The organism is Paracidovorax sp. (assembly GCF_057642795.1).
This window is the reverse complement of record NZ_JBXYZY010000037.1, coordinates 175,276-200,209: the sequence shown is the minus strand read 5'-3', so window position 1 is coordinate 200,209 and position 24,934 is coordinate 175,276. Positions and strand designations below refer to the sequence as shown.

Annotated in this window: 22 protein-coding genes and 2 tRNA genes; 6 read left to right on the top strand and 18 right to left on the bottom strand. The window is 67.7% G+C overall.

Annotation, left to right across the window (positions count from 1 at the left end; translation table 11 throughout):
* Positions 1-64: 64 nt before the first annotated feature.
* From AC3A84_RS15540 to AC3A84_RS15505, 8 genes are all read right to left on the bottom strand, one after another.
* Complete coding sequence (locus AC3A84_RS15540; RefSeq protein WP_487970933.1) at positions 65-2,314, bottom strand: ATP-binding protein; 2,250 nt, start codon at positions 2,312-2,314, stop codon at positions 65-67.
* On the bottom strand, positions 2,311-2,967 hold the full coding sequence (locus AC3A84_RS15535) for a biliverdin-producing heme oxygenase (RefSeq protein WP_487970932.1): 657 nt from the start codon (positions 2,965-2,967) through the stop codon (positions 2,311-2,313). The genes AC3A84_RS15540 and AC3A84_RS15535 overlap by 4 nt, the downstream gene beginning before the upstream one ends.
* A gap of 318 nt (positions 2,968-3,285) precedes the next feature.
* Positions 3,286-3,891 carry a hypothetical protein gene (locus AC3A84_RS15530; protein WP_487970931.1) on the bottom strand — a complete coding sequence of 202 codons (606 nt, stop codon included), beginning with the start codon at positions 3,889-3,891 and terminating at the stop codon, positions 3,286-3,288.
* A 134-nt stretch (positions 3,892-4,025) separates the two neighbouring features.
* Positions 4,026-5,519 carry an ABC transporter substrate-binding protein gene (locus tag AC3A84_RS15525; RefSeq protein ID WP_487970930.1) on the bottom strand — a complete coding sequence of 498 codons (1,494 nt, stop codon included), beginning with the start codon at positions 5,517-5,519 and terminating at the stop codon, positions 4,026-4,028.
* A 75-nt stretch (positions 5,520-5,594) separates the two neighbouring features.
* Positions 5,595-6,539 carry an ATP-binding cassette domain-containing protein gene (locus tag AC3A84_RS15520; RefSeq protein ID WP_487970929.1) on the bottom strand — a complete coding sequence of 315 codons (945 nt, stop codon included), beginning with the start codon at positions 6,537-6,539 and terminating at the stop codon, positions 5,595-5,597.
* A complete protein-coding gene (locus AC3A84_RS15515) occupies positions 6,536-7,570 on the bottom strand; it encodes an ABC transporter ATP-binding protein (RefSeq protein WP_487970928.1) in 1,035 nt (344 codons plus the stop codon). The genes AC3A84_RS15520 and AC3A84_RS15515 overlap by 4 nt, the downstream gene beginning before the upstream one ends.
* A 20-nt stretch (positions 7,571-7,590) precedes the next feature.
* Entirely contained in the window at positions 7,591-8,433 is an 843-nt protein-coding gene (locus AC3A84_RS15510) for an ABC transporter permease (RefSeq protein WP_487970927.1), read from the bottom strand.
* The gene (locus AC3A84_RS15505) at positions 8,430-9,392 is read right to left on the bottom strand and encodes an ABC transporter permease (RefSeq protein WP_487970926.1); all 963 of its coding nucleotides are present in this window, start codon (positions 9,390-9,392) and stop codon (positions 8,430-8,432) included. Before AC3A84_RS15505 ends, AC3A84_RS15510 begins: the two co-directional genes overlap by 4 nt.
* Before the next feature lie 224 nt (positions 9,393-9,616).
* On the opposite strand from AC3A84_RS15505, the gene AC3A84_RS15500 reads away from it, so the two are divergent.
* The gene (locus AC3A84_RS15500) at positions 9,617-9,874 is read left to right on the top strand and encodes a YfhL family 4Fe-4S dicluster ferredoxin (protein ID WP_487970925.1); all 258 of its coding nucleotides are present in this window, start codon (positions 9,617-9,619) and stop codon (positions 9,872-9,874) included.
* A 79-nt stretch (positions 9,875-9,953) separates the two neighbouring features.
* On the opposite strand, the gene pth is transcribed toward AC3A84_RS15500, so the two are convergent.
* The 7 genes from pth to AC3A84_RS15465 all read right to left on the bottom strand — a co-directional run bounded on the left by pth (position 9,954) and on the right by AC3A84_RS15465 (position 15,859).
* Positions 9,954-10,622, bottom strand: coding sequence for an aminoacyl-tRNA hydrolase (pth, locus tag AC3A84_RS15495; RefSeq protein WP_487970924.1), 669 nt, complete (start codon positions 10,620-10,622; stop codon positions 9,954-9,956).
* A 141-nt stretch (positions 10,623-10,763) separates the two neighbouring features.
* Entirely contained in the window at positions 10,764-11,399 is a 636-nt protein-coding gene (locus AC3A84_RS15490) for a 50S ribosomal protein L25/general stress protein Ctc (RefSeq protein ID WP_487970923.1), read from the bottom strand.
* A 169-nt stretch (positions 11,400-11,568) separates the two neighbouring features.
* A complete protein-coding gene (locus AC3A84_RS15485) occupies positions 11,569-12,528 on the bottom strand; it encodes a ribose-phosphate pyrophosphokinase (protein WP_487970922.1) in 960 nt (319 codons plus the stop codon).
* 47 nt (positions 12,529-12,575) lie between these two features.
* A tRNA-Gln gene (locus tag AC3A84_RS15480) sits at positions 12,576-12,652 on the bottom strand.
* 24 nt (positions 12,653-12,676) lie between these two features.
* On the bottom strand, positions 12,677-13,540 hold the full coding sequence (gene ispE, locus AC3A84_RS15475; RefSeq protein WP_487970921.1) for a 4-(cytidine 5'-diphospho)-2-C-methyl-D-erythritol kinase: 864 nt from the start codon (positions 13,538-13,540) through the stop codon (positions 12,677-12,679).
* A 10-nt stretch (positions 13,541-13,550) separates the two neighbouring features.
* Complete coding sequence (locus AC3A84_RS15470) at positions 13,551-14,057, bottom strand: lipoprotein insertase outer membrane protein LolB (protein WP_487970920.1); 507 nt, start codon at positions 14,055-14,057, stop codon at positions 13,551-13,553.
* Complete coding sequence (locus AC3A84_RS15465) at positions 14,054-15,859, bottom strand: tetratricopeptide repeat protein (protein ID WP_487970919.1); 1,806 nt, start codon at positions 15,857-15,859, stop codon at positions 14,054-14,056. The genes AC3A84_RS15470 and AC3A84_RS15465 overlap by 4 nt, the downstream gene beginning before the upstream one ends.
* A gap of 29 nt (positions 15,860-15,888) precedes the next feature.
* On the opposite strand from AC3A84_RS15465, the gene mutM reads away from it, so the two are divergent.
* The 3 genes from mutM to mutY all read left to right on the top strand — a co-directional run bounded on the left by mutM (position 15,889) and on the right by mutY (position 19,873).
* Positions 15,889-16,707 carry a bifunctional DNA-formamidopyrimidine glycosylase/DNA-(apurinic or apyrimidinic site) lyase gene (gene mutM, locus AC3A84_RS15460; RefSeq protein ID WP_487970918.1) on the top strand — a complete coding sequence of 273 codons (819 nt, stop codon included), beginning with the start codon at positions 15,889-15,891 and terminating at the stop codon, positions 16,705-16,707.
* A 98-nt stretch (positions 16,708-16,805) separates the two neighbouring features.
* Positions 16,806-18,797, top strand: coding sequence for a dynamin family protein (locus tag AC3A84_RS15455; RefSeq protein ID WP_487970917.1), 1,992 nt, complete (start codon positions 16,806-16,808; stop codon positions 18,795-18,797).
* On the top strand, positions 18,794-19,873 hold the full coding sequence (mutY, locus tag AC3A84_RS15450) for an A/G-specific adenine glycosylase (RefSeq protein ID WP_487970916.1): 1,080 nt from the start codon (positions 18,794-18,796) through the stop codon (positions 19,871-19,873). The genes AC3A84_RS15455 and mutY overlap by 4 nt, the downstream gene beginning before the upstream one ends.
* Positions 19,874-20,030: 157 nt before the next feature.
* Here mutY and rapZ read toward each other — a convergent pair whose 3' ends face one another.
* From rapZ to AC3A84_RS15435, 3 genes are read right to left on the bottom strand one after another with little or no spacing between them, the layout of a single operon-like run.
* Complete coding sequence (gene rapZ / locus AC3A84_RS15445; protein WP_487970915.1) at positions 20,031-20,894, bottom strand: RNase adapter RapZ; 864 nt, start codon at positions 20,892-20,894, stop codon at positions 20,031-20,033.
* Positions 20,895-20,904: 10 nt separating this feature from the next.
* A complete protein-coding gene (gene recN, locus AC3A84_RS15440; protein ID WP_487970914.1) occupies positions 20,905-22,578 on the bottom strand; it encodes a DNA repair protein RecN in 1,674 nt (557 codons plus the stop codon).
* A gap of 2 nt (positions 22,579-22,580) precedes the next feature.
* Entirely contained in the window at positions 22,581-23,477 is an 897-nt protein-coding gene (locus AC3A84_RS15435; protein WP_487970913.1) for an NAD kinase, read from the bottom strand.
* Between the two features lie 28 nt (positions 23,478-23,505).
* Here AC3A84_RS15435 and hrcA point away from each other — a divergent pair, with 28 nt between their 5' ends.
* Both hrcA and AC3A84_RS15425 read left to right on the top strand, forming a co-directional pair.
* Positions 23,506-24,510, top strand: coding sequence for a heat-inducible transcriptional repressor HrcA (gene hrcA, locus AC3A84_RS15430; protein WP_487970912.1), 1,005 nt, complete (start codon positions 23,506-23,508; stop codon positions 24,508-24,510).
* A 57-nt stretch (positions 24,511-24,567) separates the two neighbouring features.
* Positions 24,568-24,644: transfer RNA gene (locus AC3A84_RS15425), tRNA-Ile, on the top strand.
* Positions 24,645-24,934: the final 290 nt, after the last annotated feature.

The window sequence follows — 24,934 nt, the reverse complement described above, 5'->3', positions numbered from 1 at the left end:
TAGGACGGAGCCGACAGCGGGGGAAGGCGTCACGCGCTGATGGACTTCGCCGGCCCCTGCCTTCTCAACTTGCCGAGTCTGCAGGCGAGGAGGGCTGGCTCGGCAGGGACATGGAAAAAACGACGTGCGGCTCGTCGAAGTGGTAGCTCAGCTCTCCGCCGTGCCCCGTAACAATCTGATGGGCGATATAGAGCCCCAGGCCCATGCTGCCGCGGTTGCGGGGGTTGTTCACCGAGGTGGACTTGAAGGGCTTGAACAGGGTTTCCGCGACTTCGGTAGGGATGCGGGGCGCGACGTTGCGCACCCGCAGCAGCGCCCGTTCGTCCTGGCGCAGGACCTGCAGGTGGATCGGCTCGCCCAGCGCACCATGGTGGCGGGCATTGCTGACCAGATTGGCAATGACCTGGGCGATGCGGTCCGGATCGGCGTGGATATGCAGTGATGGCGGCGCCTGCCACTCCACCCGCATCTGCGGGTGCGCGGTCCGGGCCTCGTCCAGCAGGTCTTCCACCAGAGGCACCAGATCGATGGGCCGCGGATGCATATCCAGCCCCAGCCGGTTCTGCAGCCTGGACATGTCCAGGACCTGGCTCACCAGCCGCTGCATGCGGCCGCTGGATGACTGGATGCGCTGGCCGATGCGGCCGGTGCGGCTGTCGGGCTCGTCGGTCTTCTCCAGCACCCGCGCGGCCATGCTGATCGAATGCAGCGGGTCGCGCAGGTCGTGCCCCAGCACCGCCATGAGCTGGTTGCGCGCGCGGTTCACCTCGGCGTAGCGGCCGTTTTGCGCGCGCACCAGTTCGTCCAGCATCTGCTGGGCGATCTGCAAGTCTTCGGTGCTCCAGGGTTCGGAGGTGGAGCGCACGGTTTCCCTCCACAGCTCGAACGAGCCGCGTGGCGTGAGCCGCGGGCCCAGCGGCCCCGTGCGCAGCACCTTGTCGGGCTTGCCGCCCCAGTTGATGGTCTCGATCTGCTCCTTGCGCAGGAAGATCATCCAGCTGCCGTTGGCGCGATCGAGCGGCATGCCCAGCACGCCGCACCAAGGCGCGAGCGCTGCGGCCAGCGCGGGCGATTCAAGCGGCAGGGCGTGCGTGTGGTAGATGTCGTGGCCCTGCACCGGTTGCGTCACGTTCAGCCACTGCACCAGCGTGCGAGCGGCCTCCGTGGAAATCGGGCCCTCCTGGCACAGCTTGCCGCTTTCGGCCACCACCGCGGCATCGGCGCGCAGCGCGCGGGCCAGCGGCGCGGCGTATTGGCAGAGGGTGGCGAATTCGTCGTCGGAGTGCAGCACGTTCTCCATCACCGACATGCGCAGAGCGGCCCCTTCCCGGTGGCGGTCCGTCTGCGCGCGGGCCAGCGCGGTCTGGATGTTGGCGCCCAGCATCTGGCCGATCACGTCGCAGGCCATGCGCACGCTGTAGGGCACCTGGCGCTGCGCCATGTGGTGGCAGGCGATCAGGCCCCACAGCTGGTCGTTGATGACGATGGACACGCTCATCGACGCGCCCACGCCCATGTTGGTCAGGTATTCGATGTGGATGGGAGAGACGCTGCGCAGCACGCCGGCGCTCAGATCCAGGGGCGGCTGGCTGGGCGTCTGCTGCAGCAGCGGCACCGGGGCGGAGGCCACGTCAGCGATCATGCGCAGCGTGTTGCTCACGTACAGACGCCGCGCCTGGGCGGGAATGTCGCTGGCCGGGTAGCGGCGGCCCAGATAAGGGTCGAGCGTGGCGACGCAGCTTTCGGCCACCACGTCCCCGCTGCCGTCCTCGCGGAAGCGGTAGCCCATCACGCGGTCGAAGCCGGTCAGCGCGCGCAGCTCTTCGGTGGCCCGCTGCAGCAGATCGTTGATGGCGTGGGGGCGGCGCAGCTTTTCCATGGCGCGGTGGGCCTGCACGGCAAAGCCGGCGAGCTCGTCCGACGTGTGCCTGCGGTTCTCGAACTCGATCACCAGGTGCGACTGAGAGACGTGCAGCACCACGTCGAAGGTATGGCCTGCCAGCTGGCACTCGATGGGCATCGGCAGCTCGGCGCTGCCGTCCAGCGCCGCCAGCCCTTCGCTGATCGCGGCCCAGAGGCGCTCATCGCCGCCCAGGCTGGCGGAGCTCAGCACCTCGCCTGGCATTACCTGGTGGCCCAGCAGCGTTGCGGTATTGGCGCTGGCATAGCGCACCTGCCCGGCCGCATCGAGCGCCAGCAGGGCCCCGTGGTGCTGGATGGAGCCCGGAATATGGATCGGTTCGCGGTCGCAGTTGTCCAGCGTGGCCGAAGGCTGGAGCGCCTGGAAGTAGCGGGTGGCGATGGGCGGGCTCACAGTGGCGCTCCCGCCGCGCGCAACTCATGCGCCATGCCGTCAAATGCTGCGCAGGCGCCTGCGCAGGCGGCCTTCACCTCGGCGGGCGAGGACAGCCGGCTCCGCAGCTCTTCGATGAAGGCGCGCCAGCGGGCCGCAGTGCCATCGCCGCCGCGGCCTTGCAGGTAGCGCAGCGGATGCGGCGCCAGCCCCTCGGCCAGCCGCCGGAACAGCACCTGACCGCCCAGCTGAGAGCCTTCGACCACATAGGCCATGCCCCAGCGGCAGGCCATGAGGTGCGCTTCGTGTTCCTGGCGGACCTGTGCGATGGCTGCCTGGGTGGCCTCACCCGGGTGAAAGGCGGACTGCGCGTCGATCGCGCCGGCGTCCCGCAAGTCGGCATGGAGCGCGGCCAGGCGGGCCGGTTCGTCGAAGCGGAAATGGGGGGTGGCGGCCCGGATGGCTTGAAGTTCGGGCGCCAGCGCTGTGAGCCAGGCGCTCAGCGCCCGTGCATGGCAGATGTAGTCGTGCAAGCGGGCGTCGGGTCGGGCGATGGGCAGCTGGGCATCCAACCTCGCATGCTGCTCCTGTGTGGCCAGCCGCAACGCGGTGAGAGGGTCTATCCGGCCCGTCGAAGTGCGGGATTCAAGAGCTTCCAGAGAGCGCGGCGACACGAATCAGCCCAGTTAAATGAATGGTAAATTTTGTTAGCGAAAGCCAATTGGGCATTCTAGTGGCGGAGGTTCCAAGGCTTGAATCAGGTGTTCATCCTGATTGCGTCGGAGTGATGAACTGTCGCCAAAACTCTACGGTGCAGTCAGGGGCTTGACGGACGTCATCCCGGCGGCTCCATACCGGCCGGGTGAACGCCGGGCGCGACGCGGGGAAGTGCGTCCACCCCTCAAGGCGGGGACAGGCCCGAATCTCGAAGTCTGCGCGATGTGGGGCGGGGCTGCGCACCTGCGGCGCAAGCCCTCACCGCGCAAAGGTCTTCAACTGCCGACCAGCGCCTGGTATGCCGCACGCGTTTCGGGAGACACCGAGGCCACGAGCTGCGCATGCGGCGTCTGGTGCCGCGCCACCATGCGCGCCGACGCGATGGCTCGCGATTTGCAGAACCAGTGGCAGGTGTGCTGCATCAGAAACAGCTCGGCGGTCAGCATGTAGGCCTTGTCGCGTGGCGCGCGCTCCGCTTCGTTGGTTACCACCCGGGCTATGCCCTGCGCATGGATGGCGAGCGCCTGTCGCATGTCGAACGAGGCCGACGGAAAGAGCTGCAGCGCGAACGGCAGCCCCACCGGCAGGCGGCTGACGCGGGCGACCTGCGCATCGACGCGTGCGAACTCGGCGGCGAAGCGGTTGAACTGGTCGCTGAGCTGCACCTCGCTGATATGCAGCAGCGTCCAGATCTGGTCGCGCCGCTCCGCATCGCTTTCGCCCAGAGCTCGCAGGTAGCCCTGGGTGAGCGTTTCCATCAGCTTCTCGATCTGGTAGTGGCCCAGGTGGTGGCCGAGCAGGGCGATGCGCTTGCGCTGCTGATGGGCGTTGACGACGTAGCCGCCGGCGGACAGCAGCAGCACGAGGAGAAGAAGGTCCATGGTTCGGAGCCGGTGCGGGCAGCGGCGAAAAGGGGAAAAAGGAGAGGGCGTGGCGCCCGGGCGCTCGTGTTCGGTGGGCGGTGCTGCAGGCATTGTGCCCGGGGCGGTCCATACCCCCGGGATCTTTCCAGCCCTCAGGCCCAGGAGAGTGCCGACAGGTCGTTCACGAAGATCGGCATGTCCTTCCAAAGCCCGCGCAGGTTTTTCTGCGCCACGGTCACCCATTGCGGCTGATAGAGGAAGGCGTGCACGCTGTCCTCGGCCAGCAGGCGTTGCGCATCGCCCAGCAGGCGGGCGCGGTCGGCGGGGCGCGAGGCGTTCTTGATCCGCTCGTAGAGCGCGTCGAACCTGGCCGAGCGGTAGCCCCAGTAGTAGTCCGGCTTGGCGAAGTTGCCCAGGTCGAAGGGCTCGACGTGCGAAATCAGCGTCAGGTCGTAGTTCTTGCTGCCGTAGGTGCCGCTGAGCCACTGCGCCCATTCCACGTTCTGCAGCCGCGCGGTGATGCCCACCTGGGCCAGTTGTGCCGCGATGACCTCGCCGCCCTGGCGGGCGTAGGGTGTGGGCGGCAGCGTCATGGTGAGGGTGAGCGGCGTCTTCACGCCTGCTTCGGCCAGGAGCTTGCGGGCTTTTTCGGGGTCGTAGGGGTTGACGCCCGTGGTGTCGATGTAGCCGAAGGCGCCCGGCACGTAGTGGCTGCCGATGGGCACGCCCAGCCCGTCGGCGGCGCCTTCGATGACGGCGCGGCGGTCGATGGCTGCGGCGATGGCGCGGCGCACGCGCACGTCCTGCAGTGGCTTGCGTTCATTGTTCATGGCCAGGATGGTCTTGGCGCGCGAGCCGCTCACCACCACCTGGAAGCGCGGGTTGCCCTTGAACTGCGCCACGCTGCGCGGCGTGATGCGCGGGAAGTCGTCCACGTCGCCGGCCAGCAGCGCTGCGACCTGCGCTGCCGCGTCCGGAATGAAGCGGAAGACGGCGCGGCGGATCTTGATGCCACCCGCTGCACGGTAGCCCGGCCAAGCCGTGAGGGTGATGGAGGCGCCCCGGCTCCAGTTGCCGAGTTGATAGGGCCCGGTGCCCACCGGGCGCGTGGCATTGGTCGCCACGCTCTTGGGCTCGACGATGACCGCCGTGGCCTGGCCCAGCAGGAAGAGCAGGTCTGGCTCGATGTCCTGGTTGAGGATGACCACCGTGTGATCGTCCACCACCTGCGTGCTCAGCGTGGCGAAGGTGCGCTTGTCCTTGTTGGTGCTCTTGTCGCTGCCCGCGCGGTCGAAGGAGAACTTGACCGCCGCTGCGTTGAAGGGCTCGCCGTTCTGGAACTTGACGCCCCGGCGCAGCCGGAAGGTGGTGGTCTTGAGGTCGGGCGAGACCTCCCAGCTTTCGGCGAGCAGCGGCGAGACGCTGCCGTCGGCGTTGATCTTGGTGAGCGGCTCCAGCACGTTGTAGAGCACGATCTCGCCGATGGCCGAGGCGGCGCCCGCCGTCGGGTCCAGCCCCGGCGGCTCCAGGGTCATGCCCAGCGTCACCGCATCCTTGCGCCCCTGGGCCAGCGCCGTGCCGAATGGGGCGCAGAGCGCGGCAGACGCGAGGGCGCCAGTGGCGAGGACGAAGCGGCGGTCGGGCATGGGGAAATCTCCTGTGATCGGGTGCGGGCGCATGCGGGGGCGTGGCCGCCAGTGCGAACGCCACCACTGTTTGTACTACACGCGATGCTGCGTGCGCATCGCACCGGCCCGGCGGGCCCGCGCCGCGCCGGGCGCGATGCGCGGCACCGCGCCCACCAGCGCTTGCGTGTAGGGATGCTGGGGTGCGGCGAAGAGCTGCGCGGGGGCGCCGCGCTCCACGATGCGGCCCTGGTGCAGCACCACGACCTCGTCGCAGACCTGGTTGACGACGGCCAGGTCGTGGCTGATGAGCAGGTAGGCGACCCCGTGCTGCTCGCGCAGGTCCTGCAGCAGGTTGAGCACCTGGGCCTGTACTGACACGTCGAGCGCGCTGACCGGCTCGTCGGCCACGATCAGGCGCGGCCGCGTGACCAGCGCCCGGGCGATGGCAATGCGCTGGCGCTGGCCGCCTGAGAATTCGTGCGGGTACTTGGCTGCGTCGGCACTGCGCAGGCCCACGTCGGCCAGCGCCTGCAGCACGCGCTCGCGCTGCTCGGTGCGGGCAAGGGGGCGCGCCTGGCCGGGCAGCGGCAGGGCGTCGAGCGGCTCGGCCACGATGCGCTCCACGGTCTGGCGCGGGTCCAGCGAGCTGTAAGGGTCCTGAAACACCATCTGGAAGCCCGCGCGTGCGGCGCGCAGCTCGGCGGCGGGCAGGCGGTGCAGGTCGCGGCCCTGCCATTCGACGCGGCCGGCATCGGGCACGTCCAGCGCCATCACCAGCCGCGCCAGGGTGGATTTGCCCGAGCCCGATTCGCCCACCACGCCCAGGCTGCGGCCGGCGTCGATCTGCAAGCTCACGCCCGCCAGCGCGGTGTGCTGCGGCCGGGGGGCGAAGAGGCCGGTGCGGGGCAGGGTGTAGCGGCGCTGCAGGTCGGTCACGCGCAGAAGCGGGGCCTTTGCGCCGTGTTCAGTGCCGAATGGGGCTTCAGCGTTTGATTCACCTGGATAATCAGCTATCGAATTGGTAGCAATTGACGTCATGCGGCGGCCTCCTGCGGCATGGCCGCATCCACTGCATCCAGCCGGATGCAGCGTGCCCGGTGGCTCGTGTGCGGCGGCACCGCCTGGGCGGCGGGCAGGCCGGCATCGCAGTCCGGCACGGTGAGGGCGCAGCGCCCGGCGAAGGGGCAGCCCGGCGGCAGGTCGGCCAGCTCGGGCACGGTGCCGGGAATGGTCGCCAGCCGGGCGCGGGGGCCAGCCAGCGGGCGCAACTGCGGCCGGGCCGCGAGCAGGCCGCGCGTGTAGGGGTGGGCGGGGCGGGCGAACACGGCGGCCGTGTCGCCGCTTTCCACCACACTGCCGCCGTACATCACCAGCATGCGGTCCACGTTCTGCGAGATCACGCCCAGGTCGTGCGAGATGAGGATCAGCGCCATGCCGCGCTCGTCCACCAGGTCAGCGATGAGGTCCAGGATCTGCTGCTGCAGCGTCACGTCCAGCGCCGTGGTGGGCTCGTCGGCGATCAGCAGGTCGGGCCCGCAGGCCAGCGCCATGGCGATGGTGATGCGCTGGCGCTGCCCCCCCGAGAACTGGTGCGGATAGGCATCGAAGCGCTGCACCGCCTGGGTGATGCCCACGCGCTCCAGGAGGGCGATGGCTTCGCTGCGCGCGGCGCGGGCGCTCAGGCCCAGGTGCAGGCGCAGCGGCTCGGCCACCTGGCGGCCGATGGAGTGGACCGGGTTGAGCGCCGTCATCGGCTCCTGGAACACCATGCCGATGCGGTGGCCGCGCAGCCGGCACAGGGTGGCATCGGGCAGGCCGAGCAGTTCCTGGCCATCGAAGCGCAGGCTGCCCGATGTTTCAGCGCCGTCGGGCAGCAGGCCCATCAGCGCCAGCGCCGTCAGCGACTTGCCGCTGCCCGATTCGCCCACGATGCCCAGCGTCTGGCCGCGCGCCAGGGTGAAGCCCATCTGCCGCACGGCCGTGGCCATGCCGCGCGACGTGGGCAGGCGCACGCTCAGGTCCTGGACCTGCAGGAGCGGCGAGGGCGTGGCGGGTGGCGTGGTCGTCATGTGGGGTGAAGCAGCGGCGCTCAGCGTTGCCGGGCCAGGCGCGGGTCCAGCGCATCGCGCAGGCCATCGCCCAGCAGATTGAGGCCCAGCACCGCCAGGGCGATGGCCGCGCCCGGCCACACGGCCAGCAGCGGCGCCTGGAACATCAGCGTCTGCGCCTCGCTGAGCATGCGGCCCCACGAGGGCTGCGGCGGCTGCGTGCCCAGGCCGAGGTACGAGAGCGCCGCTTCGGCCAGGATCGCCAGCGCGAAGTGGATGGTGGCCTGCACGATCAGCACCGGCAGGATGTTGGGCAGCACATGCTCGCGCGTGATGCGCCAGCGGCCCTTGCCGCAGGCCCGCGCCGCGAGCACGAAGTCGCGCGACCACACGGCGTTGGCCGAGGCCCGCGTGACCCGCGCGAAGGTCGGGATGTAGAAGAGGCCGATGGCGATGACGGCGTTGACCATGCCCGCGCCGAACACCGCCGCCAGCATGATGGCCGAGAGCAGGGCGGGGAAGGCGAAGGTGAAGTCCGCCAGCCGCATCACCACCTCTTCGACCCAGCCGCGCCGCGCCGCCGCCAGCAGTCCCAGCGCCACGCCGATGCCCGCGCCGATGCCCACCGCCACCAGGCCCACCAGCAGCGAGCTGCGCGCGCCCACCAGCAGCAGCGAGGCCACGTCGCGCCCGAAGGCGTCGGTGCCCAGCCAGTGCTGCGCGCTGGGCGGCTGCAGCTTGGCGGCCAGGTCCATGGCGTAGGGCGAGGCGGGCGTCCAGAAGAGCGACAGCAGGGCGGCCGCGGCCAGTAGGGCCGTAAGCACGGCGCCCAGCGTGAAGCTGGGGTGGCGCAGCACGCGCCAGCGCTGGTGCGGCCCGCTCATGCCGCGCCTGCCTTCACGCGCGGGTCGATCACCGCATAGAGCAGATCGACCACGGCATTGACCACCACCACCATGGCCGCCAGCAGCATCACGCAGTTGCGCACCACGATCAGGTCGCGGTTGGCGATCGACTGGAAGATGAGCCGGCCCAGGCCGGGCAGGTAGAACACGTTCTCCACCACGATGGTGCCGGCCAGCAGGTTGGCGAACTGCAGGCCCATCACGGTGACAACCGGAATCATCGCGTTGCGCAGCACGTGGCCCCAGAGCGCGGCGCGGCGCGAAAGGCCCTTGGCACGGGCGGTGCGCACGAAGTCCTCGCGCAGCACGTCGAGCACGGCCGAGCGCGTGATGCGTGCCAGGATGGCCGCCTGCACCACCGCCAGGGCAATGGCGGGCAGCAGCAGCGCCTGCAGCGCTGGCAGCACACCGCCGCCCGCGTCTTCCGTCCAGCCGGGAAAGCCGCCGGCCGAGAACCACTGCAGCTTCACCGAGAAGAGCAGGATCAGCAGGATGGCAAACCAGAAATTGGGAATGGCGATGCCGAGTTGCGCGAGGCCCATGACGCCCACGTCGCCCCAGCGGTTGTGGCGCGACGCGGCATAGACGCCTGCCGCGATGGCCAGCACGGTGGCGATGGCCATTGCCATCACGGCCAGCGGCACGGTCAGCGCCAGCCGCTCCCAGACCAGTTCGGCCACGGGCGTGCCGTAGGCGTAGCTCGTGCCCAGGTCGCCGGTGAGCATGCCGGCCACCCAGTGCAGGTAGCGGTGCAGCGCGGGCTGGTCCAGCCCCAGTTGCGTCGCGAGGGCCGCCACCGCCTCGGGCGCCGCATCGGGGCCCAGCAGCACCTGGGCCGCGTTGCCGGGCAGGATCTCCAGCACCAGGAACACGACGGCGGACGCGCCGGCCAGCGTGGCGGCCAGGGTCAGCAGGCGGCGAAGAACGAACAGGCCCATGCGGATGGCGAAGGGATGGGATGAACGGGGCAGGTGGGGCTTGCGGAGGGTTGGGGGGAGCATAGCGGCAAACCAACCGCCCGCTCGCAGGCGGGGGGCGCCGTGCGGGCATGGGCGTGCTGCGGCCAGGGGCATGCGGCCGGGGCGGATAATCAGCCCATGTCTCTCGCCTGCCGATTCCCCCGTTATCCTGCCGCTGTGCGGCCCCGCTGTGGGAGCATGCCATGGCATTGATGATCACGGCCGAGTGCATCAACTGCGACGTCTGCGAGCCCGAGTGCCCGAACGGCGCCATCTCCATGGGCGAGGAAATCTACGAGATCGAGCCGTCCAAATGCACCGAGTGCGTGGGGCACTTCGACGAGCCCCAGTGCGTGCAGATCTGCCCGGTGGCCTGCATCCCGGTTGATCCGAATCACACCGAAACCCGTGAGACGCTGTGGCAGAAGTTCGAGCGCCTGCAGGCGGCTGCCAGCGCCTGAGAGGCTTTCTCCGCCTCTGCCCTTGTAGATCAATCGCCTTTAGCTATTGAAAACGTAGCAAGCCTGGGCGCGATGTGTCTCAGGCCGCATCCGCCGGTCCGGCCGCTGCACCTTCCGCTGGCTTGTCTGCGGCGGGAGTCGCCGCAGCAGCCGGGCGCGGCGGCTTCGGCCGGGGCGGCTTGGTGGTGTGGACCTGTAGCGTGGCTTTCTCCATGTCGCCCGTGAGCATGGCCGGATAGGCCTTGAGCGAGTGCGCGATGCTGTCCTCGATCAGATTGCGGTGCTCGGGCGAGGGCTTCTTGAGCACCCAGTTCACCACCTCGGCCTTTACGCCCGGGTGGCCCACGCCGATGCGCAGGCGCCAGTAGTCGGCAGAACCCAGCTGGGCGTGGATGTCGCGCAGGCCGTTGTGGCCGGCGTGGCTGCCGCCGCGCTTGAGCTTGACCTGGCCCGGGACGATGTCGAGCTCGTCGTGCGCGACCAGGATTTCCTCGGGCTGGATCTTGAAGAAGCGCGCCAGCGCTGCCACCGACTTGCCCGACACGTTCATGAAGGTCTGTGGCTCCAGCAGCCACACGCTCTGGCCCTGCACGTTCACCCGCGCGACCAGGCCGTAGTAGCTGCGATCGGGCACCAGCGTGGCCTTCAACTCGCGCGCCAGCGCGTCGATCCACCAGAAACCGGCGTTGTGGCGGGTCGCTTCGTACTCGGGGCCGGGGTTGCCCAGGCCGACAAACAGTTTGATCATGATCTGCGGGATTATCCGTGCGCGCCAAAAGAAACGGCCCACGCGAAGGTGGGCCGTTCGGGGCAGTCCCGCCCGGAGGCGGTCTGCAAAGGAGCCGGGGCAGAGGGCCGCCCAGGCTTGCCTTGTCGCGAGTGCGATGGATTACTTCTTCTTGCCCTTGCCCTTGGCGGCTTCGGCAGCGGGGGCTGCACCGGCTGCCGGCGCTTCTTCTTCCACCACGGGGTTGGTCACGGACACCAGAACGGGGTTGTTCTGGCCGCCGCGAATCACGGGACGCAGGCCGCGGGGCAGCTTGATGTCCTTCAGGTGCAGCGAAGCACCCTTCTTCAGCGTGCTCAGGTCCACGGCGATGAACTCGGGCAACTCGGAAGGCATGCAGGTCACGTCGAGTTCGTTCACGACGGGGTTGACCAGGCACTTGTCCACCTTCACGGCGTCGGACTCTTCAGAGCCGCTGTAGTGCAGGGGCACCTTCACGTGCAGGCGGGTCTTGGCATCGACGCGTTGGAAGTCGATGTGCAGGATCATCTGCTTGTAGGGGTGGTATTGCACGTCACGCAGCAGAACCTTGCTGGTGGTGCCGGCAACTTCCATGTCCAGCACGCTGGAGTGGAATGCTTCCTTCTTCAGGGCATGCCACAGGGCGTTGTGATCGATCTCGATCAGTTGGGGTTCGGCGGCACCGCCATAGACGATACCGGGCGTGCGGCCCGTGTTGCGCAGACGGCGGCTCGCACCCGTACCTTGCTTGGCGCGCTCAAAAGCGACGAAGTTCATAGTTAGCTCCTGATGGGCCGGCCGCGACCAGCCTGGCCCTGTTGAAAAAGACCGCAGCACCTCCGTGGTGCCGCAGCCTGCTGTGTTCCCGAACGCACAAGCCTCCCGAAGGAGGCTTGGCTTGTTGCTGGCCACCCCGGCAGGGTGGCTGCGCATCAGAGGAGACTTCTCAGTCCGAGAACAGACTCATCACCGACTCACCCTTGGCGATACGCTGGATCGTCTCAGCGATCAGCGGTGCCACGGAGAGTTGGCGAATCTTGGTGCATTCCTTGGCGTTGTCGCTCAGAGGAATGGTGTTGGTCACGACCACTTCGTCGAGTGCGCCGCCCTTGGCGATGCGCTCGATGGCGGGACCGGAGAAAATGGGGTGCGTGCAGTAGGCGTACACCTTCTTGGCGCCGCGCTCCTTGAGCACTTCGGCTGCCTTCACCAGCGTGCCGGCGGTGTCGATCATGTCGTCCATGATCACGCAGTTGCGGCCTTCGATCTCGCCGATCACGTGCATCACTTCGGACACGTTGGCCTTGGGGCGACGCTTGTCGATGATGGCCAGGTCGCAATTGAGCTGCTTGGCCAGCGCACGGGCACGCACCACGCCGCCGACGTCAGGCGAGACCACGATCAGGTCTTCGTACTGCTTCTGGCGCAGGTCACCCAGCAGGACGGGCGAGGCGTAGATGTTGTCCACCGGAATGTCGAAGAAACCCTGGATCTGGTCGGCATGCAGGTCCATGGTCAGCACGCGGGCCACGCCCACGGCTTGCAGCATGTTCGCCACCACCTTGGCCGAGATCGGCACGCGGCTGGAGCGCGGGCGACGGTCCTGGCGGGCGTAGCCGAAGTAGGGGATCACGGCGCTGATGCGTTCGGCCGAAGCGCGCTTGAGCGCATCGACCATGATCAGCAGTTCCATCAGGTTTTCGTTGGTCGGCGCGCACGTGGACTGCACGACGAACACGTCGCGGGCACGCACGTTCTGCTTGATCTCGACGGTGACTTCACCATCGGAGAAACGACCCACATCGACAGCGCCCAGCGTGGTGCCGAGGTGCTTGGCAATCTCTGCCGCCATACCCGGGTTGGCGTTGCCCGTGAAAACCATGAAATCAGGTTGATTGGCTTGCATGAGCGACCCAGCTGGCTAGAGGAAAACGTCGGTGTGAGATAAGAATTTGGCAGGGGAAGAAGGATTCGAACCTTCGCATGCCGGAATCAAAATCCGGTGCCTTAACCAACTTGGCGACTCCCCTACACAGGTCGATTGCCGCGGGCAATCAACCGAAACTTTCATCTGCTGCCCACCCTTCGAGAGGATGGATCGCCAGATTTTCACATGCTCTGACTTGCCAGGTGCTGGGTGCATCCTTCAAATCGATCGCATGTTGCATTGTCGCAAACACTGCACTTCCAGAGCCCGTCATTCTAGCCTGCAACCCTTTCGAATTCAGCCACTGAAGGGCTTTTTCGATTTCGGGGCAGAGTGCCTGAGCGACTGGCTGCAAGTCGTTTCTACCAAATTGATAGTGTGCTGCAGCAAAGCCTTGAATTGTAGCACATGCAGAATCGCGTTTGAGGAAAGGACTTGAAAAAATCGATTTCGTATCCAACCCGGCTTCTGGCTTGACCACCGCAAAAGAGCTTCGCGGCAATTCGTGCATCAATTCGAGAGGCCGAATTATGTCACCAATTCCTTCCACCCAAGCGTTCCTGCCGCGTAAAAAAAACGGAACGTCGGCGCCCAGGCGCAGGCCGATGGCTTCGAGCTGGTGGCGCGGCAGGTCCAGCTTCCACAGTCGGTTGAGCGCAAGCAGGGCGGTAGCCGCATCCGAGGAGCCTCCGCCCATGCCGGCCTGAGCGGGAATGCTTTTGTGCACGCCGATGTGCGCGCCCAGGCTGCAGCCCGTGGCCGACTGCAGCGCCTTCGCGGCGCGCAGCGTGAGGTCGTCCGGTGGCAGTGCCATGGACAGGTCTTCGCGGGTGACGTGGCCGTCGGTGCGCAGATCGAAATGCAGCGTGTCGCACCAGTCGATCAGCATGAACACGGACTGCAGCAGGTGATAGCCATCGGGGCGCTGGCCCGTGATGTGGAGAAAGAGGTTGAGCTTGGCCGGAGCCGGCACGTCGTACAGCGATTGCATTCGTGGCTCTTCAGCGGCTCAGGATGACGCGCAGCGTGGCCTGCGGCATGGGTGAAAAGCGCTGGGCCACCAGCCTTCCGTGCTCCTGCAGCGCGCTCAAATCCACCTGCCAGCCGGGCGTCTGCACGGCCTCGCCGTTCAGCCAGCTGAAGAGGGCCGACACGGGCAGCGCGCTACCGGTGAGCGTCTGCACCAGTTGTTCGAGCGAGCCGGATTCCGTCCGCTTCTGCCCGTCCATCAGCACGGCATGCCCGGGGGACCACTCGAGGCGCGCCATGACGTTGCCCAGTGGGTTGAGGAGCGTGAGCTGCCCTCGCTCCGGTCGGCCCGTCAGCTCGAACCCGGCATTGAAAGATTGGGCGGAGGGGTCATCGACCATCAGCGACAGGCGGCCGCTCCAGGCGCCGTTGGCCGGATCGGGGCCGGGCGCGGGGGCGGGGGGCTGGGCGCAGGCGGCCAGCAGGCCGCAGAGCGCCAGCGAGGCCAGCAGGCCACGGCGGCGGTTGAGCAGGCTCACAGGCTCACTCCCAGGCGCTTGAGCGTGTCCTTGAGCGTGCCGTTGTCGGGGTTGAGCTGCTGGCCTTGGCGCCATACGGCCTTGGCCTGGTCCTGCTGGCCCATGCTCCAAAGCACTTCGCCCAGGTGGGCGCCGATCTCGGCATCGGGCTGGGCCCTGAAGGCCTCCTGCAGCAAGCGCGCGGCCTCCTCGCGATGGCCGAGCTTGAACTCCACCCAGCCCAGGCTGTCGGTGATGAATGGGTCGCCAGGGGCCAACTGCAGCGCCTTGGCGATCAGCTCCCGGGCTTCCTGCAGCTTCACGCCGCGTTCGGCGAAGGAATAGCCCAGCGCGTTGTAGGCATGCTGGTAGCCGGGCTGGCGCGCGATGATGGCGCGCAGCTGGCGCTCCATCACGTCGAGTTTGCCCAGGCGCTCGGCCAGCATGGCCTGTTCGTAGGCCAGGTCCACGTCGTCGGGGTAGCGGGCCACCGCCTGGCTCTGCACTTCGTAGGCGGCGGCGTATGCCTGCACTTCGCGCAGCAGCTGCACTTCGGCCAGTAGCTTCTGCTTTTCCTCGTCCGCCGTCTTGGCGGGCAGGGCGCGCAGAACAACGCGCGCTTGCGTGATCTTGCCCTGCTTGGCCAGCAAGGACGCGCGGCGGCTCTGCGCGCTGATGAGGGCGGCGGGGTTGTCGATGCGGTTCAGCCACGCGTCGGCCTGGGCGAAGTCGCCGCGTTTTTCAGCTACCTGTGAAAGCAGCAGGTAGGCCTGGGTCTGTGCATTGGCGCGCGTCTCGCTGGGCGGCAGTGGCTCCAGGAGGGCCAGGAACTTCTGGAGCGACGCCTCGGCCTGGGGCAGCCGGTTGGCCTGGAGGTTCAGGGAGGCATCCACCAGCCAGGCCTCGGCCATGTCGGGTCTTTCGCGGGTGACGGCTTCCAGCTGCGCCTGCGCTTCCGCGAACCGCTGCCCTTCAAGCAGGACACGGGAGTAGGTCATGCGGATCTCGGGAATCGGCGTGCCAGCGAAGTAGGGCTTGAGCAAGGCTTCGGCATCTTTCACGCCGGATTCCATGAGCAGCAGCGCCAGGAGCGCCGCGCCGTCGTTGGTGGGCTCCAGTTCGCTGGCACGACGTGCAGCTTCGAGCGCGCCCGCCTTGTCGCCAGAGGCCAGCCGCATCCGTCCGATGGTGATCCAGGCGCTGGGCGCCACCGCTGGATTGTTGAGCTCGTTGGCCAGGGCCTTCTCGACCACTGCAGTCGCCTGCGCCTTGTCGGAGCCGCGCCCGTAGAGTTGTGGCAGGGCCTGGATCGTGGCGATGCGCGTGCGCGGCGCGGAGGCGGCCAGTTCCTGCTTCAACAAGTCGGTGGTCTCGTCGATGCGGTTGAGGGCGATCAGGATCTGCAGCAGGAAGCGGTTGGCTTCCCGGGACTGCGGCAACGCCTCTTTCCAGGCCTGGGCCGCGATCAGCGCGGACTGGCCCGAGCGCGCCTGCAGGGCGATCTCGGTGGCCCGGCGATAGAGCTGGCCGTCGCGGCTGCGGCGGGCGGCCTCCAGCATGAGTGCATAGGCTGTGCCGGGGTCTCCGCTGCTGGCGGTCATCTCGCTGACCAGGATTTCGTAGAACAGCTCGGCGTTGAGAGCCGCGGCTTCGTCGTCGGACGACGGGGCGGCATGCGCTGCAGCCGCCTTGGGCAGCGAGGGCGAGGTCTGCGACGGCTTGGACTGCTGCGTGGCGGCCATCGCGGAACCTGTGGCCAGAAGGCAGGCCAGCGCAATGGCCCTGTAGCGACATGATTGCATCATCGACTCATAATAATCCATGCCTTTCCTCCTTTTCGTCGAGACCCCGGATGCCTGAGTTACCCGAAGTCGAGGTCACCCGGCGCAGCTTCGAAAGCCGCATCGCCGGCGCGCAGATCCGCTCCGTGACGTTGGGCAAACCCCTGCGCTGGCCGCTGGGCCGCGAGCCGTCCGGCCTGGCGGGCCGGCAGGTGCTGGGGGTGCGGCGTCGGGGCAAGTACCTGCTGGTCGATCTGGACGACGGTAGCCTGCTGCTGCTGCATCTGGGCATGTCGGGCAGTCTGCGCTTCGCCGGCGACCTGCCCGAGGCGGGCGCGCACGACCATTTCGACATGGTGACCGATCGCGGCACCTTGCGGTTGCATGATCCGCGCCGCTTCGGCGCAGTGGTCTGGGCTGCCCACGAGGACGACCCCGTGGCGCGCAAGCTGCTGCAGAACCTGGGCCCGGAGCCGCTGGACGACGGTTTCACGTTCGAGGCATTCCACGCGGGCCTGCAGGCCAGCCGTGTGCCTATCAAGCTGCTGCTGCTCAGCGGCAAGATCGTCGTCGGCGTGGGCAACATCTACGCGTCTGAAGTGCTGTTCCTTGCCGGCATCCGTCCCACGGCGCGGGCCAGCAGCATCGGCCCGTTGCGGGCGCGCCGCCTGCATGCGGCGATCCGCCAAGTGCTGGCGCGGGCGGTGGAGCGGGGTGGCAGCACTTTGCGCGACTTTTCCAGTGCCGACGGCAATGCCGGCCATTTCCAGCTGGAAGCCAATGTCTATGGGCGAGAGCTGCAGCCTTGCCGGGCGTGCGGCACGCCGATCAAGCTGCTGCGACAGGGCCAGCGCAGTACCTTCTACTGCCCGCGCTGCCAGCGCGCCTGACGCCGGCGCGCAGGCAGCGTGGGCCGTGGCGCGATGCTATATTTTCAACTCTCTGCGGCCCGCTCGGGCTGGTTGACGCACGCCATCCTGGGAGCACCGTGGGCCCTTCATTCAACGAACAGTTCGACCAGCATGGTGCCTGGAGGCGCGCGTTCGCGCAGCAGTTGCGCCAGCTGGCCGATTGGATGGGATCTTGCGAGCTGATGGACGCGGCCGTGCAGGAGCGACTGCATCGCCTGGAAGAGCAGGTGCGCAGCGACAAGGTCATGGTGGCTTTCGTTGCGGAGTTCTCGCGCGGCAAATCCGAGCTCATCAACGCCCTTTTCTTCGCATCCTACGGGCGCCGCATCATGCCGGCCAGCGCGGGTCGCACCACCATGTGCCCGACCGAACTGGCCTACGACCCGGCCACTCCGCCCAGCTTGCGTCTGTTGCCCATCGAAACCCGCCAGGCGCCTCAGAGTCTGGCCGACTGGCGCCTGCGGGCGGAGCAGTGGGTGCAGATTGAACTGGATGTGGACAACGCCGAGCAGCTGGCCCAAGCCTTCGAGAAAGTCTCCGAAGTGCGCCGCGTTCCGGTGGAAGAAGCCCGCGCACTGGGGTTCTGGCGCGATGAGGTCCAGCAAGTCGATGCGACCACCGCTGCCGCCGGCAACCCCGTGCCGGATGCCGATGGCCTGGTCGAGGTGCCGCGCTGGCGGCATGCGCTCATCAACATTGCTCATCCGCTGCTCAAGCAGGGGCTGGTGATTCTGGACACTCCCGGGCTCAATGCCGTGGGCGCCGAACCTGAGCTCACCATCAACCTCATTCCACAGGCCCATGCAGTGCTGTTCATGCTGGGGGCGGACACGGGCGTGACCCAGTCCGACCTTGCCATCTGGCGCGAGCATCTGGCGCCTGCAGGCCAGGCCGCCGACGCGCGGCTGGTGGTGCTGAACAAGATCGACACCCTGTGGGACACGATCAACACACCCGCCCAGGTGCATGCGCAGCTGGACCGCCAGTGCCGCAGCGCGGCCGAAATGCTGGGCATGCCCCTCGCGCAGGTGCTGCCGGTGTCGGCGCAGAAGGGCTTGCTGGCCAAGATGCGGCACGATGAGGGCTTGCTGGCCATGAGCGGCTTGCCGCAGCTCGAAGACGCGCTGGCCCAGGGCATCATGGGCCGTCGCCAGGCCATCCTGCGGTCGACCGTGGCTTCCGGCGTCGAACAACTGCGCGCAGAAGCCGAGCGCACCATCCACATCCGCCGGCGCGATCTGGACGACCAAATGCTGGAGCTGCGCAGCCTGCGCGGAAAGAACGCCCAGGTGATCGACAACATGCGCGGCCGGATCGAGCAGGAGCAGCGCGAATTCGACGCCAGTGCCGCGCGCATTCAGGCCGTGCGCGCCGTGCATCTGCGCCTGCTGCGCGAGATCTTCCAGCAGCTGGGCGCGCGTTCGCTGAAGACGGAAATGGCCGCGCTGGAAGAGGCTCTGCAGGCGCGCGGCCTCAAGCTGGGCGCACGCAAGATCTACATCGACACCTTCAGCCGCCTGCGCCAGCTGTTGAGCAGCGCCCAGGGCTCCGGCAGTGAGATCCATGCGATGCTGAGCGGTACCTTTCGCCAGCTCAATGCCGAGTACGGCTTCTCCCTGCAGGCGCCTGCGCCGCCGTCGCTGGCACCTCTGGTGCAGGAGCTGCAGCAGATCGAGGACCGCCACCTGCAATACCTGGGCGTCGGCAACACCTTGCGGCTGGTGCAGCCGGAATTCACCGAGCGCCTGGTGCGGGCGCTGGGCACGCGGCTGCGGGCCGTGTTCGAGGCTGCGGCCAACGAGCTGGAGCTGTGGAGCAAGTCGGCCACGGCCCAACTCGATGCCCAGCTGCGCGAGCGCAAGCGCAGCTTCGCGCGGCGCATCGAGGCGGTGGATCGCATCCGCCACGCCGCCAGCGGGCTGGTCGAGCGCATCGCCGACATCGAGCTGGCCGAACAGCGGCTCACGGAGACGCATGCCCGGCTGCAGAGCCTCACGCAGCAGCTGCTTGAGTTGCCCCGGCCCGAGGCGGGCGAGAGCACCCCTCCGAAAGAAACCCTTCCCGCATGAGCGTTCAGAACGAAGACATCGCCACCCTGGTCGTGCGGTGGCAGGCCAGCCATGGCCGCAACCATCTGCCCTGGCAGAACACGAGAGATCCCTACCGCGTCTGGCTGTCCGAGGTGATGCTGCAGCAGACCCAGGTCGCCACCGTGCTCGATTACTACGCACGCTTCCTGGCGCGCTTTCCCGACGTACGCGCGCTGGCCGAGGCCCCGCAGGACGACGTGCTCGCGCTCTGGGCGGGCCTGGGCTACTACAGCCGGGCACGCAATCTGCACGCCTGTGCCCAGCAGGTGATGGAGCGGCACGGCGGCGCCTTCCCACGCACGGTGGAAGAGCTCTCCGCGCTGCCGGGCATCGGCCGCTCCACGGCGGGGGCGATCGCATCGTTCTGCTTCGGCGTGCGGGCGCCCATCCTGGATGCCAACGTGCGGCGCGTGCTCACGCGCGTGATGGGCTTCGATGCCGACCTGGCCGTGGCGAAGAACGAGCGCCAGCTCTGGGCGCAGGCCGAGGCGCTGCTGCCCACGCGGGATCTGCCCACCAGCATGCCGCGCTACACGCAGGGCCTGATGGACCTGGGTGCCAGCATTTGCTCTCCACGCAAGCCGGCCTGCATCGTCTGCCCGTTGAATGCGGCTTGCGTAGCGCGGGCGGACGGTCACCCCGAGGATTACCCGGTGCGCACCCGCAAGCTGAACCGCAGTTCTCAGGCCTGGTGGCTGCTGCTGCTGCTGCGCGATGCGGGCGGCCGGGTCTGGCTGGAGCGCCGCCCGCAGGCGGGTATTTGGGCCGGGCTCTACTGCCCGCCCGCATTCGAGGATCGCGCGGCGCTCTGTGGCGCCGTGCGCGCGGGTGGAGGCAATGCCGGCGCCTTGCACGACATGCCCGCATCGCTGCATGTGCTCACGCACCGTGACCTGCATCTGCACCCGGTGCTGGTGGCCCAGGATGAGGTGAGCGGCCGGATGGCGGGCGAGGGCCAAGGCTCGGGCAGCGGCTGGTTCGACCGCGCGCAGTGGCAGGCGCTGGGCCTGCCTGCGCCCATCCGCAAGATGCTGGATGCCTTGCCACCCGCTTGATGGCTGCCGCGCGGTGAGCAGGGCGGATGTCAGGTCTGGAGAGCGGTGGCAGGCCTGCGCCACACGCCATTCGGTTTGTGGCGAAAAATGCCTGTAGCCCTTGCTCTCTGGGCGCTGCCAGCTATTTTTTTGATAGCGAATGTGCCTGGGCTTGCGCTCAGCGCCCATCCAGCTCGCGGTGCCGGCGCAGCGTCGTCCAGTCCTGGCTGAACTGCCGCGCGAGCGTCTCCACCAGATAGACCGAGCGGTGCTGCCCGCCCGTGCAGCCGACTGCCACCGTCACATAGCTGCGGTGGTTCTGTGCCAGGGCCGGCAGCCAGTGCTGCAGGAAGCCGCCGATGTGAGCCCGCATCGCGTCCACCGCAGGCTGCTGCAGCAGATAGTCGATCACCGGCTGGTCCTTGCCCGTCAGATCGCGCAGTGGAGGTTCGTAGTGCGGGTTGGGCAGCATGCGCACGTCGAAGACGTAGTCGGCATCCACCGGCACGCCGCGCTTGAAGGCGAACGACTGGAACACCAGGGTCAGCTGGCCCGGTGGGGTGCTCATCAGGCTCTTGACGTAGCTTTGCAGTTGCGAGGCGCGAATCGCACTGGTGTCGATGACATGAGAGTGCTCGCGCAGCTCGGCCAGCAGCTCGCGCTCCAGCTCGATGGTCTGCACCAGCCCGCGCTGGCCGTCACGCAGATCGTCCTTGGACAAAGGGTGGCGGCGGCGCGTTTCGGAGAAGCGCCGTACCAGGGTGTCGGTCGTGGAGTCGAGGAACAGCGCTTGCACCCTCGTGCCTTGCGCGCGCAGGCGCTCGAGTTGCTGGGGCACCTGGGGCAGGGCGGTCATGCTGCGCACATCCATGGCGATCGCCAGGCGGTGGCCGTGGTGCGCATGCTCCAGCGCGACGAAGGCGGCCAGCAGTTCGGGGGGGAGGTTGTCCACGCAGTAGTAGCCTGCGTCTTCCAGCGCATGTAGCGCGACGGACTTGCCGGAGCCGGACATGCCGGTGATGAAAACGATGTCGAGTGCCATGGTGCGTCCGTCAATGCCTTGCTTCGGAGGGCTGCTGCGCGCCGTCCAGCATTTCGCGCGCGTGCGCCAGCGTGGTGGCCGACAGGCGTTCGCCGCCCAGCATGCGTGCCAGTTCCTTCACTCGGGCGTCTTCGGCTGCGGACTGCACGGAGCTGGTGGTGTTGCCGGCGCGCTTGTGCTTGGCCACCACCAGATGATGATCGGCGCAGGCGGCCACCTGAGGCAGATGGGTCACGGCCAGCACCTGCCGGTCGCGGCCGAGCTGCTGCATCAGCCGGCCCACCGTCTCCGCCACGGCGCCGCCCACGCCGGAATCCACCTCGTCGAAGATCAGCGTCGGCGCTTCGCCCAGTTCGCTGGTGGTGACCGAAATGGCGAGCGAGATGCGCGAAAGCTCGCCGCCCGAGGCCACCTTGCCGATGGGCTTGGGCGCCATGCCCGGATGGCTGCTGACCAGGAAGCTGATGGCGTCGGTGCCGTGCGGGCCGGGTTCGGGCGCGGGCTCCACCACCACCTCGAAGCGGCCGCCCGTCATGCCCAGGCCCTGCATGGCCTGGGTGATGGCCTGCGCCAGCTGGGGCGCGGCCTTGGCGCGGCGCTGTGACAGCGTGCGGGCCGCCTTGGCATAGGCACCGGCTGCGGCCTGCTCGGCCGCTTCCAGCGCGGCCAGGTCGGCGGCGGCGTCGAGCCGCTTCAGATCGTCCGTCCAGCCCTGCAGCAGGGTGGGCAGTTCGGCCGGCGTGCGCTTGTAGCGCCGCGCGAGCGACATCCATAGCGACAGGCGCGCATCGAGTTCCTGCAGGCGATCGGGGTCCAGTTCGGTATGGCGCAGATAGCTCTGCAGCGAATGCGCCACGTCGCTGGCCTGCGCCAGGCACGAGGTGAGCACCTCGTTCATCGACCGGAATGCCTCGTCCATCTGCTCATAGTCCTGCAGCAGATGCTGGGCCTGGGCCAGCCGCGAGAGCGCGCCGCTATCCTCCTCTTCTAGCGCGGACAGGGCGCCCTGTGCGCTGTCCAGCAGGGCCTGCGCGTTCGACAGGCGCGTGTGCTGCGCATTCAGCTCATCCCATTCGTCGTTGCCCGGGGCCAGCTTGCCTACTTCGCCGATCTGCCACTGCAGACGCTCGCGCTCCTGCAACAGCGTATCTTGTGCGCTGCGGGCCTGGGTGAGGGCCTTGCGCGCATCGCGCCAGGTGGTCCACAGCCCGGAGAGCGGCCCAGGCTGAGTGCCCGCATAGGCATCGAGCAGGCCGCGGACGGCGTCTTGCCGCGTCAGGCTCTGCCAGGCGTGCTGGCCATGGATGTCGAGCAGATGCCCGCCCGCGGCCCGCATCTGCGTCGCGGTGACCGGCACCCCATTGATCCAGGCCCGGCTGCGGCCCTGCAGGTCGATGGTGCGGCGCAGCAGCAGGCTGCTGCCGTCCCCCGGAATGCCGGCCTCGTCAAGCCATGGCTCTAGCGCGGCCGGGGCATCGAATTCGGCGGCCATATCGGTGCGCTCCGCGCCTTCGCGGATCACGCCGGTGTCCGCGCGACCGCCCAGCAGCAGCTGCAGCGCGTCGATCAGGATGGATTTGCCGGCGCCGGTTTCGCCGGTCAGTACGGTGAAGCCCGTCTGCAGGTCCAGTTCAAGACTTTCGACGATGACGAAATCGCGCAGCGCGATCCGCTTGAGTGCCATGCTCAGGAGCCCCCTTCATTCCAGCGCAGCTTCTTGCGCAGGGTCGCAAAGTAATTCCATCCGCGGGGGTGCAGGAAGCGCACGCGGTGCTGCGACCTGCGCACCAGGATGCGGTCGCCATGCAGCAGCGAGGCGAGCGACTGCATGTCGAAATTGGCGCTGATGTCGCGGCCGCCCACGACTTCCACCGCCACCTCCGTCGTGTCGGACAGCACGATCGGCCGGTTCGACAGCGTGTGCGGCGCGATGGGGACCAGCACCCAGCCCGGAATGGAGGGGTGCAGCATCGGCCCGCCAGCCGACAGCGAATACGCCGTGGAGCCGGTGGGCGAGGCGATGATGAGCCCGTCCGCGCGTTGGTTGGCAACGAAGTGCCCGTCCACTTCCACGCGCAGCTCCACCATGCCCGATGTCGCCCCGCGGTTGACCACCACGTCGTTCAGAGCCAGGGCCTCGAATACGCATTCGCCGCCGCGCATCACGCGCGCATGCATCAGCGGGCGCGTGTCTTCTTCGTACTCACCCTCCAGCATCGGGGTGAGCGTCGCCTCGAAGCCCTCGAGCGGAATGTCGGTGATGAAGCCCAGCCGGCCCTGGTTGATACCGATCAGCGGCGTGCCGTAGCTCGCCAGCCGACGGCCCACGCCCAGCATGGTGCCGTCGCCGCCCACCACCAGGCCCAGGTCGCACTGGCGTCCGATCGCATCCACATCCAGCACCGTATAGCCCTCTAGCCCCGTGTTCGCGGCGGTCTCCGCCTCCAGCAGCACTTCGCAATCCCGGTCCCACAGGAACCTGGCGATGCGCTCCAACACCTGGAGGGAGTCGTTGGAGGCCGCCGCTGCACTGGGGCTCTGGTACTTGCCAATGAGCGCCACGCGCCGGAAAGAAGACTTCATGCAGAAATTACATCATTAAAATGAGTCAATGCTCGATGATCGTGCCAAGTTGTTGCTGAAAGCGCTGGTGGAGCGCTATATCGCCGACGGCCAACCCGTGGGCTCGCGGACCTTGTCGCGGGCTTCGGGGCTGGAACTGTCTCCGGCGACGATCCGCAACGTCATGGCCGATCTGGAAGAGCTGGGGCTGATCGCCAGTCCGCACACCTCCGCCGGCCGCATTCCCACCGCCAAGGGCTACCGTCTGTTCGTGGACACCATGCTCACCGTACAGCGCGGGCAGCTGATGGCCCCCGAGCTGGTGCCCGAGCAGCCGCAGAAGGTCATCGCCAACGCCGCCAACCTGCTCTCCAGCCTGTCGCAGTTCGTCGGCGTGGTCATGGCGCCCCGGCGGGCGTCGGTGTTCCGGCACATCGAATTCCTGCGGCTTTCCGAGCGGCGCTTCCTGGTCATCATCGTCTCGCCCGACGGCGACGTGCAGAACCGCGTCATCTTCACCGACGCCGACTATTCGCAGTCGCAGTTGGTGGAGGCCGCCAACTTCCTCAACGCCCACTACACCGGGCTCACGATGGAGCAGGTGCGTGAGAGGCTCAAGTCCGAGGTCGATCAGCTGCGCGGCGAGATCGCCGAGCTGATGCAGGCGGCGGTCAATGCCGGGACCGAGGCGCTTACCGAATCGCAGGACGAGGTGGTCTTCTCCGGCGAGCGCAACCTGCTGGCCGTGAGCGATTTCTCCAGCGACATGGGCCACCTGCGCCGGGCCTTCGATCTTTTCGAGCAGAAGACGCAGATCCTGCGGCTGCTGGACATCTCCAGCAAGGCCGAGGGCGTGCGCATCTTCATCGGCGGCGAAAGCCACGTCGTTCCGTTCGAGGAGTTGTCCGTCGTCAGCGCTCCCTACGAGGTCGACGGCCAGATCGTCGGCACGCTGGGCGTGATTGGCCCGACCCGCATGGCCTACGACAAGATGATCCAGATCGTGGACATCACGTCGCGTCTGGTGACGAACGCACTCAGCCACCGCAAATAAGCGCGGAGTAAACACATACAATCCGTGCGTGTCTGGCCGACTGCGGCGCTGGCGCATGGGGCGTTAGCTCAGTTGGTTAGAGCAGGGGACTCATAATCCCTTGGTCGTCGGTTCAAGTCCGCCACGCCCTACCATTTTCTTGGTCTCCATCGAGTTTGCGCTGGAGCCATGTCCAGCGCAGGTTTCAGTCCCCCCTGGCATCCCATCTGCCGCACTGTTAGATGTTACGGGTGGGCTCGTCTCCGTTTGATGAAGTGTTGTCGGCTGCGCCTGCGGCCGTCCGACGCCGCAACTGCCGGGCTTCGCTTACCTGTTCATTTCCATGTTCGCCCAGCGGTGGCACGACGTGGTCCTTGGTGGACTAGAGGGGGTGCGCTCCGGGCACCCAAGCTTGCATGCTGGCGCCGGGACAAGGTGACGCTCA